Annotated in this window: 13 protein-coding genes; 9 read left to right on the forward strand and 4 right to left on the reverse strand. The window is 67.0% G+C overall.

From position 1 onward, the window contains the following. Positions 1-4 precede the first annotated feature (4 nt). Both VGV37_RS26740 and ptsP read left to right on the forward strand, forming a co-directional pair. Complete coding sequence (locus VGV37_RS26740) at positions 5-301, forward strand: HPr family phosphocarrier protein (RefSeq protein ID WP_326882857.1); 297 nt, start codon at positions 5-7, stop codon at positions 299-301. Then, a complete protein-coding gene (gene ptsP, locus VGV37_RS26745) occupies positions 288-2,069 on the forward strand; it encodes a phosphoenolpyruvate--protein phosphotransferase (RefSeq protein WP_326882858.1) in 1,782 nt (593 codons plus the stop codon). The genes VGV37_RS26740 and ptsP overlap by 14 nt, the downstream gene beginning before the upstream one ends. A 56-nt stretch (positions 2,070-2,125) precedes the next feature. Here the strand turns inward: ptsP and VGV37_RS26750 are convergent, their stop codons facing one another. The 3 genes from VGV37_RS26750 to lysS all read right to left on the reverse strand — a co-directional run bounded on the left by VGV37_RS26750 (position 2,126) and on the right by lysS (position 5,512). Further along, positions 2,126-2,575, reverse strand: coding sequence for a MucR family transcriptional regulator (locus tag VGV37_RS26750; RefSeq protein ID WP_326882859.1), 450 nt, complete (start codon positions 2,573-2,575; stop codon positions 2,126-2,128). Between the two features lie 75 nt (positions 2,576-2,650). Then, positions 2,651-3,493: a hypothetical protein gene (locus tag VGV37_RS26755; RefSeq protein ID WP_326882860.1), complete on the reverse strand. Its 843-nt coding sequence runs from the start codon at positions 3,491-3,493 to the stop codon at positions 2,651-2,653. Between the two features lie 477 nt (positions 3,494-3,970). Further along, on the reverse strand, positions 3,971-5,512 hold the full coding sequence (gene lysS, locus VGV37_RS26760) for a lysine--tRNA ligase (RefSeq protein WP_326882861.1): 1,542 nt from the start codon (positions 5,510-5,512) through the stop codon (positions 3,971-3,973). Between the two features lie 177 nt (positions 5,513-5,689). On the opposite strand from lysS, the gene VGV37_RS26765 reads away from it, so the two are divergent. The 6 genes from VGV37_RS26765 (at position 5,690) to VGV37_RS26790 (ending at position 11,025) form a co-directional block, all read left to right on the forward strand. Further along, positions 5,690-6,154: an MmcB family DNA repair protein gene (locus VGV37_RS26765; RefSeq protein WP_326882862.1), complete on the forward strand. Its 465-nt coding sequence runs from the start codon at positions 5,690-5,692 to the stop codon at positions 6,152-6,154. After that, entirely contained in the window at positions 6,151-6,756 is a 606-nt protein-coding gene (locus VGV37_RS26770; RefSeq protein WP_326882863.1) for an alpha-ketoglutarate-dependent dioxygenase AlkB, read from the forward strand. Before VGV37_RS26765 ends, VGV37_RS26770 begins: the two co-directional genes overlap by 4 nt. A 79-nt stretch (positions 6,757-6,835) precedes the next feature. Then, entirely contained in the window at positions 6,836-7,816 is a 981-nt protein-coding gene (locus VGV37_RS26775) for a hypothetical protein (RefSeq protein ID WP_326882865.1), read from the forward strand. Positions 7,817-7,825: 9 nt separating this feature from the next. Then, entirely contained in the window at positions 7,826-8,725 is a 900-nt protein-coding gene (locus tag VGV37_RS26780; RefSeq protein WP_326882866.1) for an ion channel, read from the forward strand. A 75-nt stretch (positions 8,726-8,800) separates the two neighbouring features. Continuing rightward, complete coding sequence (panC, locus tag VGV37_RS26785; protein WP_326882867.1) at positions 8,801-9,670, forward strand: pantoate--beta-alanine ligase; 870 nt, start codon at positions 8,801-8,803, stop codon at positions 9,668-9,670. Positions 9,671-9,717: 47 nt separating this feature from the next. Beyond that, the gene (locus VGV37_RS26790) at positions 9,718-11,025 is read left to right on the forward strand and encodes a branched-chain amino acid ABC transporter permease (RefSeq protein WP_326882868.1); all 1,308 of its coding nucleotides are present in this window, start codon (positions 9,718-9,720) and stop codon (positions 11,023-11,025) included. Here the strand turns inward: VGV37_RS26790 and VGV37_RS26795 are convergent. Further along, positions 11,022-11,219: a hypothetical protein gene (locus VGV37_RS26795; RefSeq protein WP_326882869.1), complete on the reverse strand. Its 198-nt coding sequence runs from the start codon at positions 11,217-11,219 to the stop codon at positions 11,022-11,024. The genes VGV37_RS26790 and VGV37_RS26795 overlap by 4 nt on opposite strands. A gap of 385 nt (positions 11,220-11,604) precedes the next feature. Between VGV37_RS26795 and VGV37_RS26800 the strand changes: the two genes are divergently transcribed. Beyond that, on the forward strand, positions 11,605-14,214 hold the full coding sequence (locus tag VGV37_RS26800; RefSeq protein WP_326882870.1) for a bifunctional diguanylate cyclase/phosphodiesterase: 2,610 nt from the start codon (positions 11,605-11,607) through the stop codon (positions 14,212-14,214). Positions 14,215-14,237: the final 23 nt, after the last annotated feature.

The following is a 14,237-nucleotide window of genomic DNA, read 5'->3' on the forward strand; positions in this document are numbered from 1 at the left end:
CGATATGAGCGACGACGGGATGGACGGCGCGACCGTGCGCCGGATGGTCACGATCTGCAATAAGCGGGGGCTCCATGCGCGCGCGGCGGCAAGATTCGTCAAATTGGCCGAACAGTTCGATGCCGATGTCCGGGTCGCGAAGAACGGCAGCGTCGTCAGCGGCCGCTCGATCATGGGGCTGATGATGCTCGCCGCCTCGATCGGCACGACGATCGAAATCCGGGCGACGGGCCGGCAGGCCGATGCGGCGATCGAGGCGATGGCCGGCCTCGTCTCGGACGCGTTCGATGAGCAGGATTGAGACGACGCGATCGACTGATCCCCCGACGGGCGCACGCGCGGAGCGGGTGATCACGGGGCTGGGCGTGTCGCCCGGCCTGGCGCTCGGATCCGCGCACGTCTCGGATCTGGCGGCGCTGTCGGTGCCGGAATACGGCATCGCCACCAGCCAGATTTCGACCGAGCTCGACCGGTTCGACGCCGCGGTCGGCCTATCGCGCCATCAATTGTCCAAGCTCAAGGACAAGTCGGCGGCGCTGCATGGGCCGGCGGCGGAAGAGGTCGGTTACCTGCTCGACGCCCATCTGGCGATGTTGACCCATTCACGCCTGATCCGGGGCGTGGTGGCGCGCATCCAGGGCCAGGCGATCAATGCCGAGGCCGCGGTCCGCATCGAGATCGAGGCGATCGCGGAGAGCTTCGCGCTGATGGGCGACGCTTATCTGGCGGCCCGCATCGACGATATCCGTGTGGTGGGCTCGCGGCTCATCCGCAACCTGACCAAGACGCCGTTCACCGCGATCGGCAAGCTGCCCGAAGGCACGGTGCTGCTCGCCGATGAATTGACGCCGGCGGACACGGCGCTGATGGACCCGGCGCGCGTCGCCGGCTTTGCGACCGCCCTCGGCGGTGCCGAGAGCCACACGGCGATCATGGCGCGGTCGCTGGGGATTCCCGCCGTGCTCGGCTGCGTCGGTTTGCTGCAGGGCGTCGGCCATGGCGACGTGGTGCTGGTCAACGGCAGCGCCGGCACGGTCACGATCAATCCGTCGCCGGCGACCCTGGCCCATTACGAGGCCGAGCGGCTGGTGGCGCAGCGCGAGAAGCGCCAGCTCGACCTGCTGCGGCAATTGCCGTCGGTCACGCGCGACGGGGTCGCGGTCGATTTGCAGGTCAATATCGAGCTGCCGCGCGAACTGGCCCAGGCGATCGAGGTCGCTGCCGCCGGCATCGGCCTGGTCCGGACCGAATTTCTGTTCATGAATCGCGAGAACCCGCCGAGCGAGGACGAGCAGGTCGAGGCGCTGACGCTATTGGTGCGCGGCATGGCCGGCGCGCCGGTCACCATCCGCACGCTCGACATCGGCGGCGACAAGCTCGCCTACAGCCTGCGCGGCATCACGGCCGACAGTCCGAACCCGGCGCTGGGCCTGCGCGCCATCCGCCTGTCGCTCAAGTATCGCCCGCTGCTGGAGACCCAGCTGGCGGCCATCCTTCGCGCCGGCGCCGAGGGGCCGGTGCGCATCCTGCTGCCGATGATCTCGTCGCTATCCGAGGTGCGCGACACGCGCACGGTGCTGCTGGCAACGGCCGAACGGCTCAAGGCGGCGGGCGTCCGCATCGCCGACCCGCTGCCGCCGCTCGGCATCATGATCGAGGTGCCGGGGGCGGCGCTTGCCGCCGACGCCTTCGCGGCCGAATGCGATTTCTTCGCACTTGGGACCAACGACCTCACGCAATACACGCTGGCGATCGATCGCGGCGACGATCAGGTCGCCCACCTCTATAACACGCTGCATCCGGCCGTGCTGCGGCTGATCCAGTTCTCCGCCGAGGCGGCGGTGCGTGCCGGGATCCCGATCAGCGTGTGCGGCGAGATCGCCGGCGATCCCCGCTTCACCCCCCTGCTGCTGGGGTTGGGCATTCGCACCCTGTCGATGACGCCGGCCAGCCTGCCGCGGGTCAAGCAGCGCCTGCGCATGCTCAGTCTCGCCGAGGCGACCCGGCTCGCAGGCCAGGTGATGGCCCAGTCGGACGAACGTCGGATCGCGAGCCTGCTCGAATATTGACGCCGCCACCTCGGGAGAGGCGGCGGCGGCTGGTCGTGCTGGAGCGGCCTTGGTCGTTAGACGGTCTTTGCCTTCCGGACCGGCTTGCCGTCCCGGGCGCGCGAACCGAGACCGATCTGCTTGGCGAGGGCCGAACGCTGGGTCGCGTAATTCGGTGCCACCATCGGATAGTCCGCCGGCAGGCCCCAACGGGCGCGATATTCGTCCGGCGTCAGGTTGTAGGACGTCGCCAGATGCCGCTTCAGCATCTTGAGCTGTTTGCCGTCCTCCAGGCAGATGATGAAGTCGGGCGTCACCGAACGCTTGATCGGCACGGCCGGCTCCGGCCGCTCGACGACCGGTTCGACCGTTCCCGACTGGGGGGCGGAGAAAGCGCCATAGACGGTTGCGATCACGCCCGGCAGATCGCTGGCCGCAACCGGATTCTTCTTCAGATAGCTGGCGATGACATCGGTGACCATGCGCAGGACTTCGCCGTGGCTGGATGGGGTCGGCTTATCGGACATTTTTATTCCTATCCTTACGACTGGAAACGATGAGACCGGAGACGCCGCCCTGAGACGGCACAGGTTCGCTTGGCGCTACTTCGACGGAGTCATGCGGCGGGTGTTGCGCAGGCGCTCGATGCCGCCCAGGACATGCTCGGCCTCTTCGCGCGCGCTGGTCGCCCGCCCGCCGTCGCGCCTTACTTCCACCAGGATCGACCGGGCTTGCCGCCGGACGGTGGTCGTCCCATCGCTGCCGCCCAGGAAACCGGCGGCGGCCGAAGCAGGGTTGCGGCCGGGCAGGCTCAGCGATACGAGGGTGACCCGTCCCCGGCCCAGGTCCTCGATCGTCGCCTCGATCTCCTGATCCTTGTAGAGCCGCTTGATGGCGGATTGTTCGAGCACGCCGCGCTCCAGCGCCACGTCGCCCGACACGCCGGTCAGGCGCAGCGCGCCCTTGCCGGTCTTGCCGTCGAACCATTTGACGACGCCGCGCACGGGGCCGCCCGCCGGGCGGATCGGCTGCAGCGATGCGGCCGGGTCCACCTCGGGCTGGACGATTTCGGCCCGGCGCAGCAGCCGGGGCTGCTGCGTCGGCTCCGGTGCCGCTTCCTCCAGCGGCTCCTCCGCCGGGGGCGCCTCGACGAGACGGCGCCGGGTCCGTGCGACACTCGCGCGCTCACCGCGGGGCTTCAGCACGATCGTCTTGGGCACCGTGGAGACCTCGACTTCCGACACCGCATGGGCGGGGGCAGTCCTGACCGTGCGCGCCTTCGGCAGCGGTGCCGTGTCCGGCCTGGCCGCCGGCGCGCCGAGCGTGTCGACGGCGCGCACGATGTTGACGATCGTCTGGGCCACGTCGGCGACCGAGGTCGGCTGCGCGGCGAGAATCCGGGCGATGAAACGAATGGTCTCCGGTGATGGAGAGCTAGCTGTCATTGGTAACCTTCACAAGACGACTCGATGACGGATGGTATCACCCGCATCGGGGATTAGTCCCGGACTTGCCGGGGGGCGAGCGCGCGACACGTCGATAGTGTCAGATCTCTCTATTTTTTTGACGCTCCTAGATGAAACCTCGGCCGCGGTGGCGGATTTCATCGATGCGGAGACGTCGCTAGAGGGGACGTGCAGCGGCTGCTGACACCGTAAATAGTGCCTTGCCACAATAAACGGAAGAGGGCAACGGAGATAATTATCAAAAAATGTCAGAAAAGCCGAGTTCTCGACAGTCTTCCTTCGTCAGCATAGCGGCGCACGGTCGGAAGTCACCGCCACGTAATGTGCGCGGCGACAGAATTGGCAAAGGCCTCCGCTCCGAGTCGCGCAAATGTTCGCCAAGATGCGGTCACCGAAAATGGACAATCGACCGGGGCCAGAAGCCCAAGTCGAACGCCAATGATAAACCGGATGGTTTCAGGTTGCCGGTCGCATGGTCGGGAAGGCGATCACGTCGCGGATCGCCGGGCTGTTGGTCAGCATCATGACCAGCCGGTCGATGCCCACGCCCAGGCCGCCGGTCGGCGGCAGGCCGTATTCCAGCGCCGTGATGAAGTCGACGTCGAGTTGCTGGGCCTCGTCGTCGCCCTGGTCACGCTGCTTCATCTGTTCGGCGAACCGGTCGAACTGGTCCTGCGGGTCGGTCAGCTCCGAATAGGCGTTGGTCAATTCGATGCCGTTGACGACCGTCTCGAACCGTTCGACCAGCCGAGGATTGTCACGGTGGACCTTGGTCAGCGGCGAGATGTCGAGCGGGTGGTCCATCACATGGGTCGGCTGGATCAGGGTATGTTCGACCTTGTCGCCGAACACGGCCTCGACCGCCTGACCCCAGTTCTCGTGCCCTTCGATCTTCACGCCCAGGCGCTTTGCCGCATCACGCGCCGCCTCGGCCGTGTCGATCATGTTGAAGTCGACACCCGTCTCGTCCTTGACCAGGTCGATCATCGAGCGGCGCGCCCAGGGACCGGCGAACTCGATCTCGTTCGCGCCGACCATGACCTTGGTCGTGCCGTTGGCGGCGATCGCCGCGTGGGCGACCATGTCTTCCACCAGGGTGCGGATGTCGTTGTAATCGGCGAACGCCCAATACAACTCCATCATGGTGAATTCCGGATTGTGCCGCGGCGACACGCCCTCGTTGCGGAAGTTCCGGTTGATCTCGAACACCTTGTCCGACAGGCCGCCGACGATCAGCCGTTTCAGGTGCAGTTCCGGCGCGATGCGCAGGAAGAGATCCATGTCGAGCGTGTTGTGGTGGGTCACGAACGGCCGGGCGGTGGCGCCGCCGGCGATCGTGTGCAGCATGGGCGTCTCGACCTCGAGGAAGCCGCGTTCGATCAGAAAGCTGCGCATCGCGGCGATGATCAGGCTGCGCTTGCGCAGCGTCTCGCGGCTTTCGGGGTTCATGATCAGGTCGAGATAGCGCTGGCGATAGCGCGTCTCGAGGTCGCTGAGCCCGTGATATTTTTCCGGCAGTGGCAGCAGCGCCTTGGCCAGGACCGTGACTTCCGAGGCATTGACCGTCAGCTCGCCGCGCGGCGTGCGGCGCACCAGGCCGGTCACGCCCAGCATGTCGCCCAGGTCCAGGAGCTTTACCAGCTCGATCTGTTCGGGCGTCATGTAGTCCTTGTGGCAGAACACCTGGATCTTGCCGCTCTGGTCGTGCAGGTCGATGAACATGCCCGAATTGCGGATCGCCCTGATGCGGCCGCAGATCCTGACGGACTTGTCGGTCGTCTCGCCCACCGGCAGTTCGGCGAATTCCTGCTCGATCCCGGCCGCCAGCGCCGTTCGCTCGAAGCGATAGGGATAGGGATTGACGCCCAGACGCTTCATCGCCTCGAGTTTGCCCAGCCGCGCCTGGCGGAATTCGTTGGACGCGTTGGAGGCGCGAAAGGCGGCAGCCTCATCGCGCGGCAGGGCGGCAGGGGCCTCGGGCCGGTCGTTGGCGGTCATGGTGTCCTGTTCGATGGACTGAGTGGGACGACTTCGTTCCCACCGATGGGAACGCAAGCGTTCCTTACTAGCGGCGGCCGGAAGGGACGACAAGGCGTTGCCGAGCATGGCGGCCTTGCCACGCGCCCGGCATTTGGTTTCTTATGATCCGGTTTGGAACAAAACAAGGACAAGCGCATGGTGCCGAGCGAAGGCGGGGCGAGGGTGCAGGCCGGCGTGCTGCTGGCGCGCGGCGTGTGCCGGATGCTCGCCGCCCATGGATTTGCCGGCCTGACCGAGATGCCGCTCGCCAACGGACGGCGCGCCGACGTGATGACGCTCGACCGGGCCGGCGACATCACGATCGTCGAGGTCAAATCCTCGATCGAGGATTTCCGCACCGACCGGAAATGGCCGGAATACCGGGAGTTCTGCGACAAGCTGTTCTTTGCGGTGCCGGAGAGCTTTCCGGTCGAGCTCATCCCGGACGATTGCGGGCTGATCCTGGCCGACGGGTTCGGCGCCGAGATCGTCCGGCCCGCGTCGGAGCATCGCCTGGTCGCCGCGCGGCGCAAGGCGGTCACGCTCCGGTTCGCCCATCTGGCCGCACTGCGCCTGCAGCGGCTGATCGACCCGGCTGCCGTGATGGAGACGACGTGGTGAGCCGGCTCACCGTCGGCCCCGGCATCACCCTGTTCAAGGCGCTGGCGGGGGACGCGGTGCTGCAGGCGGCCCTGGCGGTGATCGAGGCCAGCCCGCCGCGCAAGATGTTGACGCCCGGCGGCAAGGCGATGTCGGTCGCCATGACCAATTGCGGGCCGCTCGGCTGGGTGACCGATCGCGACGGCTATCGCTACGTGTCCGACGATCCGTCGACCGGGCGGCCCTGGCCGGCGATGCCCGCACCGATGGCCGAACTCGCCGCGGCCGCGGCCGAAGCCTCGAGTTTTCCAGGATTCGTGCCCGAAGCCTGCCTGGTCAATCTCTACGACACCGAGTCGCGCATGGGCGCGCATCAGGACCGCGACGAACGGGATCGGGCGGCACCGATCGTGTCGGTCTCGTTCGGGCTGTCGGCCCGGTTCCGCATCGGCGGTACCAGCCGGGGCGGTCCGACCCTGTCCTTCGTGCTCGACCATGGTGACGTGCTGGTTTTCGGAGGCCCGGCACGGCTCGCCTACCACGGCGTCGACCGGGTGCTGCCCGGCCGTCACGCGACCCTCGGCGCGCAGCGCATCAACCTGACTTTCCGTCGGGTGACTTAAGGGCTGTCTCTCGCCGCCGGGTCCTGTATCGTGGCGCCGAGCCGTGCCCTGCCCTGGAAATCGCGATCCCACACCCCCGATGATTCGTTCCTTGCTTTCCGACCCGATCGCCCGGGCCCTGACGTGCGCTTTGCTGGCCGGTCTCGCCGCCTGTCAGACCGAGGCCCCGAGACCGCAGGCGAGCGGCAGTTGCCTGGTCGAGCGCGCCGATTTCGGCGCGGCTACCGACCGCGCGGGCCTGCCGTCGGACCAGGCCGGCGGGGCCGACGGCTATTACGCCGCCCTGCGCCGTACCGTGCAGGATCCCGGCGACCAGGCCCGCACCCTGTCGGTCGATCTCGCCAAGGACAGCGCTGCGGTCGACCACATGACGTCGAGCTTCGCCACCTTGAAGTCCTGCCGGCTCGATCGGGCTGAAGAGATCCGCAACGGCGTCGCCGGCGGCAGCCTGGCCGTAGCGCAGGCGGCGCCCCTGCTCGCCGCGGAACGGGCGAACTTCGAGAGTGAGATCGCGGTGGCGCAGGATGCCGCCCGGCGGCTGGGCCAGCACGAGGCGATGCTGCGCGAGGTCGCCGACCGGCTGGCCGCCGCCCGGCCCGGAACGGATCTGAAGGTCGCACGTGCGGCGGCCGCGGCGCCCCCGCCGGCTCATTTCTTCGTCGCGACCACAGCGGCGGCGATCTATGCCAAGCCGACGGCGACTGCCTCCCGCGTCGCCAATCTGCGCCGGACCCAACGGGTGCAGGGCCCCGGTGGCGAGGCGGCACCCGGCTGGGTCCAGCTGACATTGAACGACGGATCGCCCGGTTACGTCGAAAGCGCCGTGCTGCGCCCGGCCCAGGCCAATGCATCGGCGTTGAAGGCCGCGGCCAAGGCCGAGACGGTGCGCGAGGCCGATGGCGATCCCATCGCCGCGGCCGCCCTCATGGCCCGCGTCGACCTGCCGGACCGGCAGCAGGCGCTCACGGCACTGGTCGATACCTCGACCGAGGGGTTGGCTCAGGCCTTCAATCCGTCGCCGCCACCTGCGGCGGATACCGACCCGCCGCCGGCCAGCTGACCCGTCCCGATGGCAGCTTCGGCCGACCATAGGCGCGCAAAGCCGCGCAAGACGGCGTCGCCCAGTGCCTTTGGCCGCGACGCGGAGGACGTCGCCCGGATCGGCTTCGAAAACAGCGGGTGGCGTGACACCTATCATTTCCTGATGACCATCCCGATCCTGGCGTTGCTGCTGTTGCTCGCCGGCACCTGGATCGCCGCGAATGGATTGTTCGCCTGCCTCTACCTGTGCTTTCCCGAGGATGTCGCCCATGCCCGTCCGGGCTCGTTCGCCGACGCGTTCTTCTTCAGCGTCCAGACCATGGCGACGATCGGCTATGGCGACATGTATCCCCAGACCCTGGCGGCCAACCTGATCGCCACGGCCGAAACGGTCTACGGCATGATGACCATGGCACTGTCGACCGGCCTGCTGTTCGCCCGGGTGTCGCGGCCGACCGCGCGCATGACTTTCAGCCACATTGCGGTCGTCGATAATTTCGGCGGCGCCCCGCATCTGATGTTCCGGGTCGCCAACCAGCGGCGCAACCAGATCGTCGAGGCGCAGATGCGCTTCTATGTCCTGCGGTCCGAGCGGTCGGCTGAAGGCCATGTCATGCGCCGGTTCCACGACTTGACGTTGGTTCGCGACCACACGCCGGTGTTCGCGCTGACCTGGACCGTCATGCATCGGATCGACGAGGCGAGCCCGCTGCACGACGTGACGCCCGAGATGATGGAGCTCGACGACATGAGCTTCGTCTGCACCATGACCGGGACCGACGAGACCTTCGCCCAGACCGTGTATGCGCGCTATGCCTATAACGCCGACACCGTGCGCTGGAACGCCCGGTTCGCCGACATCTTCACCGTCCGTGCCGACGGCCGGCGGGCGGTGGATTATACGAGGTTTCACGATGTCGCCGAATGACTTGCACGCGGCACTGGTGCGGTTGCGCGGAGGGCTTATAGTCGCGGCCCCATTGGCCGCTTCGGACCCGCTTTGATGTCGATCGTCGCCCCGCCGATACTCCGCACCGTGGCCGACCTGCGCGACCGGATCGCGCAATGGCGCCGCGAAGGCGCCCGCATCGGACTGATCCCGACCATGGGCGCTCTGCACGAGGGCCATCTCACCCTGGTCCGCCGTGCGCTGGAGGCGGGTGAATGCGCAGTCGTCAGCATTTTCGTCAATCCGACGCAATTCGGGCCGAACGAGGATTTCGGCGCCTATCCGCGCCGCGAGGCGGACGACGTCGCCAAGTTCGCCGCCGTCGGCGGCCATCTGGTCTGGGCGCCGACCGTTGATGCCATGTATCCCGGCGGCTTTGCGACCCACGTCGCCGTGTCGGGCCTGACCGACGGGCTGTGCGGTCCGTTTCGGCCGGGACATTTTCAGGGCGTCGCGACCGTGGTCGCGAAACTGCTGCTGCAGGTCCTGCCCGACCGGGCCTATTTCGGCCAGAAGGATTATCAGCAGCTTCAGGTGGTCCGCCGCATGGCGTGCGATCTGGACATCCCGACCCGAATCGTCGGCGTGCCGACCGTGCGTGAGGCCGATGGCCTGGCGCTCTCGTCGCGCAACATCTATCTGAGCACCGATGAGCGGCAGGCCGCATCCCTGCTGCCGCAGGTCATGCAGGAGACGGCTGCGGCCGCGCTCGCAGGCCACGCCCCGTTCGCCGAACTGCTGGAATCGGCGAGGGCGCGGCTGGCCGCGGCCGGGTTCGGCCCGATCGACTATGTGGCGATCTGCGACGCCGAACGCCTGGAACCGGTCGAGGATCTGGCCCGCCCCGCCCGGTTGTTCGTTGCCGCGCGGCTCGGCAAGACGCGCCTGATCGACAACATTCCGATCGAAGCGCCGGCTCCATGAAGCCACGGGGTGGATCGGCGATCCGGGGAGCGTTGCTTTCGAAAGGCATGCGATTCGCCCCCCTGCTTCTGGTCTTCCTGTTGATGGGCTTGTGCCTCGGCGGCTGTCGCGACGATTCCGAGCGGACCGACATCTGCAGCCGGGCGCTCGAAACGCTGCTCGATGCCGGGCCGGCGGATTATGCCGTCTCGCCTGCCGACAGTGACGACGGTCGATTGGCCCTGTCGCTCATCGGCCATGACGGCCGGGCGCCGCATCGCGGCTCCTGCGAATTCACGCCGCTCGAACATTTGAACGACCGGCCGATCCTGCGGTCGGTCGAACTCGACGAGATGACCGTGTCGCCGACGCGCCTCATCATGCTGAGCGCCGCGGTCGGGGTGCCGGTCGATCTGGGCGAATTGGCTAACAACGCGCCGATGAGCATTCCACCCGGCCGCAGCTTTCCATATTTCGTGCAGGAACTGCTGAACGGCCTCGTGCTGGGCGCCGTCCTGGCGCTCGTCGCCGTCGGCTATTCCCTGGTCTATGGCGTGACGGGAACGATCCAGTTCGCCTTCGGCCAGATCTACGCCACCGGTGCGCTGCTGACGATCCTGCTGATGGCGGTCGGTGTCGATCTCGGCGCGTTCCGTGGCGTGATCCTGCTGGGGCTGGTCGGCCTCGCCATCATTCCGGTCATGGCACTGTGGGGCTGGGTCATCGACCGGGTGGCCTATCGGCCGTTGCGCGACCAGGGGCGGCTGACGCCGTTGCTGGCCGGCATCGGGCTCGCCATCCTGCTCGAGAACGGGCTGCGCGTCGTCCAGGGCCCCAACGACAAATGGCAGGACCCGATCTTCACCGGGCACCATGAATTGTTCGAGCAGGCGGGTTTCCCCGTCATGATCGGCGACACGCAACTGATCCTGCTGGGCGTCGCCCTGCTCGTGGGTGCCGCGTTCGCATGGACCATCCGGTCGAGCCGGGTCGGACGGGCCTATCGCGCCTGCGCCGACGATCTGTTCATGGCGTCGATGCTCGGCATCAACGTCGACCGGGTCGTGGGCTGGACCTCCGCGGGCGGCGCGGGTCTTGCCGCATTGGCCGGCCTCATCGTGTCGGTCTACTACGGCGAGGCGGATGCCGCGATGGGTTTCGTGATCGGCTTCAAGGCGCTGACGGCGGCCCTGCTCGGCGGCTTCGGCTCGCTGCCAGGCGCCGTCATCGGCGGCTTCGCCATCGGCATGCTCGAGACGTTCTGGACCGCCTACCTCGGCTACGCCTATCGCGATGTGGCCGTGTTCGGCATCCTATGCCTGGTCCTGATCTATCGGCCCCAGGGCCTGTTCGGCGTCGAGGCGCCGAAGGCCTAGAAGTGCGCCGCGACCGCCCCGTGCGCCGCCCGCTTCGGTGCGGCGCCGCGGCGCTCGGCGCCCAGCTCTGCGAGGGCATGCTGCAGGCGCTTCAATTCGAGCCTGTCTTCCCGATCGGTGACATCGAGATAGCTCAGTTTGATCTCGACGAGATCGATCAAGGTTTCGAGGGTTTGTGACGAAAAATGTGCCATTGCGACCTCCCCAGCAACGAGTAATCACGGAGTCTGGATGCCGGATCATGGCGCTTATCTCGTTAACGAAACATTTTTCAGGTCTTTCTTTTCGATAATTTCCGATATTTTTTTACAGGGATGAGGACGACCATCGCGGAAACCATTCTTTGCGGCTAAAAGGATAAGGGGTGCGCTTTCCGCCGGCCCGAAGTCGGTTGCCGTGCATTCCTTCGGCCGTTTCGACGGTATGTCAGTCGACGCGCCAAACCTATCGGCGGCTTTTTTGTCTCATGCCGAGATGCAGCGCGGGCGATCATAGACCTTGAGCCAGACCTCCACAGCCGCTTCGCCTTCCCGTGATCTGGCGTCCACCGGAAGCTGGACTGCGCGCCTGAGACGCGTGGTGGCGTTTTTTGCGATTGGCCTCGTTCTCTGGGCTTTGCAGATGGCGGTGCTGGTCGTGGGGGCGGCTGCGGATCCGGCGCAGCTGCAGCCCGTGGCGGTCGGCGGGTCGTTGCTGCTGGTCGCCTGCCTCGCCTGGTTCATCCCGCGGGTCTGGCACAGCCACCATCGTCCATCGGGTCTCGCCGGTGCGGTGATCGGGGTCGGTCTGGTGCTGGTTCACCTGGTCAGCATCGCCGCCGTCACCGGCCCACTCAATCTGGTGAGCCCGGCATCGCTGGCCAGTCTTGCGATCGGGGCGATCAGCGGCTTTGGCCTCGCCTGGATCGGGCCGCTGCTCATCGATCTGCGGGCCGCCATCGGTGCGGCATTGACCGTCGTCAGCGGGATGGCCCTGGTGCATCGTATCGGGCTGGCCGCCGTCTCGGGCCACTGGCCGGGCGGACCGATCTTCGACGGCGTGGCGGTGGTCTATCTGCTGGCGTTCGGTGCGCTGCTGGGCGCACGGCTGGCCGACCTTTCGCTCGTCGCCAGTCCGCGCTCGGTCGCCCGCAAGGAGCGCTTTCGGATCATTGCCGAAGCCTTGCCGATCCCCATCATCCTGACGACCGCCGACCACAAGCGCATCGTGTTCTCCAACCGCCGCTCGCGTCAGCAATTCGCACCGCTGGTCGAGACCGGTGAGGGTCTGACGACCGACGCGCTGTTCGCTCACATCGCAGACCGGGGGCGGCTGCTGGACCTGATCCGGCGGGACGGCTCCGTCGAAAACCACGAAGTCGAAATGCGCCGTGCTGACGGCACCACCTTCTGGGCGCTGATCGCCGCCCGGTCGGTGACATTCAATGGCGAACCCTCGATCCTGGCCGGTTATTACGACATCTCGGATCGGAAGGCGGCGGAAGAGGCGTTGCTCGCGAGCGAAGTGCGCTATGCCCTGATTTCCCGCGCCGCCAACGATGGCATCTGGGACTGGGACATCCCGTCGGGCGAGGTCTATTACTCGAGCCGCTGGCGCGAAATCGTCGGCGCCGAACCGGGCAAGCGGCTTTCGACGCTCGACGACTGGCTGTCGCGGGTCCATCCCGAGGACGTGCTGCGGCTGAAGCGCGAGATCGACGAACATATTGCCGGTCACACGCCGCAGCTGGACACCGAATACCGGGTCCGCCACGGCGACGGCCGCTATTGCTGGATGCAGTGCCGCGGCATCGCGCTCCGCAACAACGCCGGCGAGCCGATCCGGATGGCCGGCTCGCAGTCGGATATCACGCTCAGGAAGACCTACGAGATCAACCTGCTGAATGCCGCGTATGAAGACCGGCTGACCGGCATCAACAATCGGGCGTTCTTCACCCATCTGGTCGACACGCGCAACAGCGCCGCCGCGATCGATGCGACGGCGGTCCTGATGTTCAACATCGACCAGTTCCGGCGCATCAACGACAGCCTGGGGTCGGGCGCTGGCGACGCCCTGCTGATCGCTGTCGCCCGGCGGCTGGCGGCCCGGGTCAAGCCGCAGGATGCGCTGTCGCGCCTGGGCGGCGACGAATTCGCGATCTGGCTCCAGGAGGTGCCGGATCATGCCCAGGCCCTCGACGTCGCCGAACTGATGATGACCGACCTGGCGCAGCCCTATTCGCTGGGCGACGTCGAGATGCCGGTGGGGGTGTCGGTCGGCATCGCGACGCCGACCCTGGGCGATGCGGCGTCGGGCGCCGATCTGCTGCGCAACGCGCGGCTGGCGCTGGATCGGGCGAAGTTGCGCGGCGGCAGCCGGACCGAGCTGTTTGACGATGCCCTGCTGCGCGAGACCAACCTGAGGCGGCAATTGGGCAAGGACCTGACCCACGCTGAACGGCTGGACCAGATCTTCTTCGAATACCAGCCGGTCGTGGCGCTGGAACAGAATGGCACGAGCCGGGTCGCAGGCTTCGAGGCGCTGATGCGCTGGCGCCATCCGGAACTGGGGCTGATCCCGCCGATGCGCTTCATCCCGCTGGCCGAGGAAGCCGGCCTGATCGGTCCGCTCGGCATCTTCGCGATCACGTGCGCGGCCAAGGAGAGCGAGCGCTGGGCCGAGGCGGGGCTGGTCGACGAGAACTTCTCGATGGCCGTGAACCTGTCCACGCGGCAGATCTCAGATCGAGCGGGTATCATGCGGCTGCACAAGCTGCTGGACCGGCTGACCTTGCCGCCTGGACGCCTGAAGCTGGAGATCACCGAGAGCGTTCTGATGAGCGATCCGGAATCCATGGTCGTGACGCTCGAGGAACTGCGTCGGCGCGGTGTCGAGCTGTCGCTCGACGATTTCGGCACCGGCTATTCTTCGTTGAGCTATCTGCACCGCTTTCCCCTCGACACGCTCAAGATCGATCGGTCGTTCGTCAGCCGCATGAGCCGCGCGCCGGAGGCGTTCCGGCTGGTGCGCTCGATCATCGAGCTTGGCCACGACCTGGGGCTCGACGTAGTTGCGGAAGGCGTCGAGGCCGCGGAGGAAGCGGAGCGCCTGCGAGAGTTGGGTTGCGACTTCGCCCAAGGCTATTACTATTCCAGACCGGTCTCTGCCGAAGCGGCCGAAGCCATTCTCAGAAAGCGGGTGATCGGATGATCGCGCCACGCGGGCCGGCCCTG

The organism is Aliidongia sp. (assembly GCF_035943795.1).
Classification (GTDB): Bacteria; Pseudomonadota; Alphaproteobacteria; order ATCC43930; family CGMCC-115725; genus Aliidongia.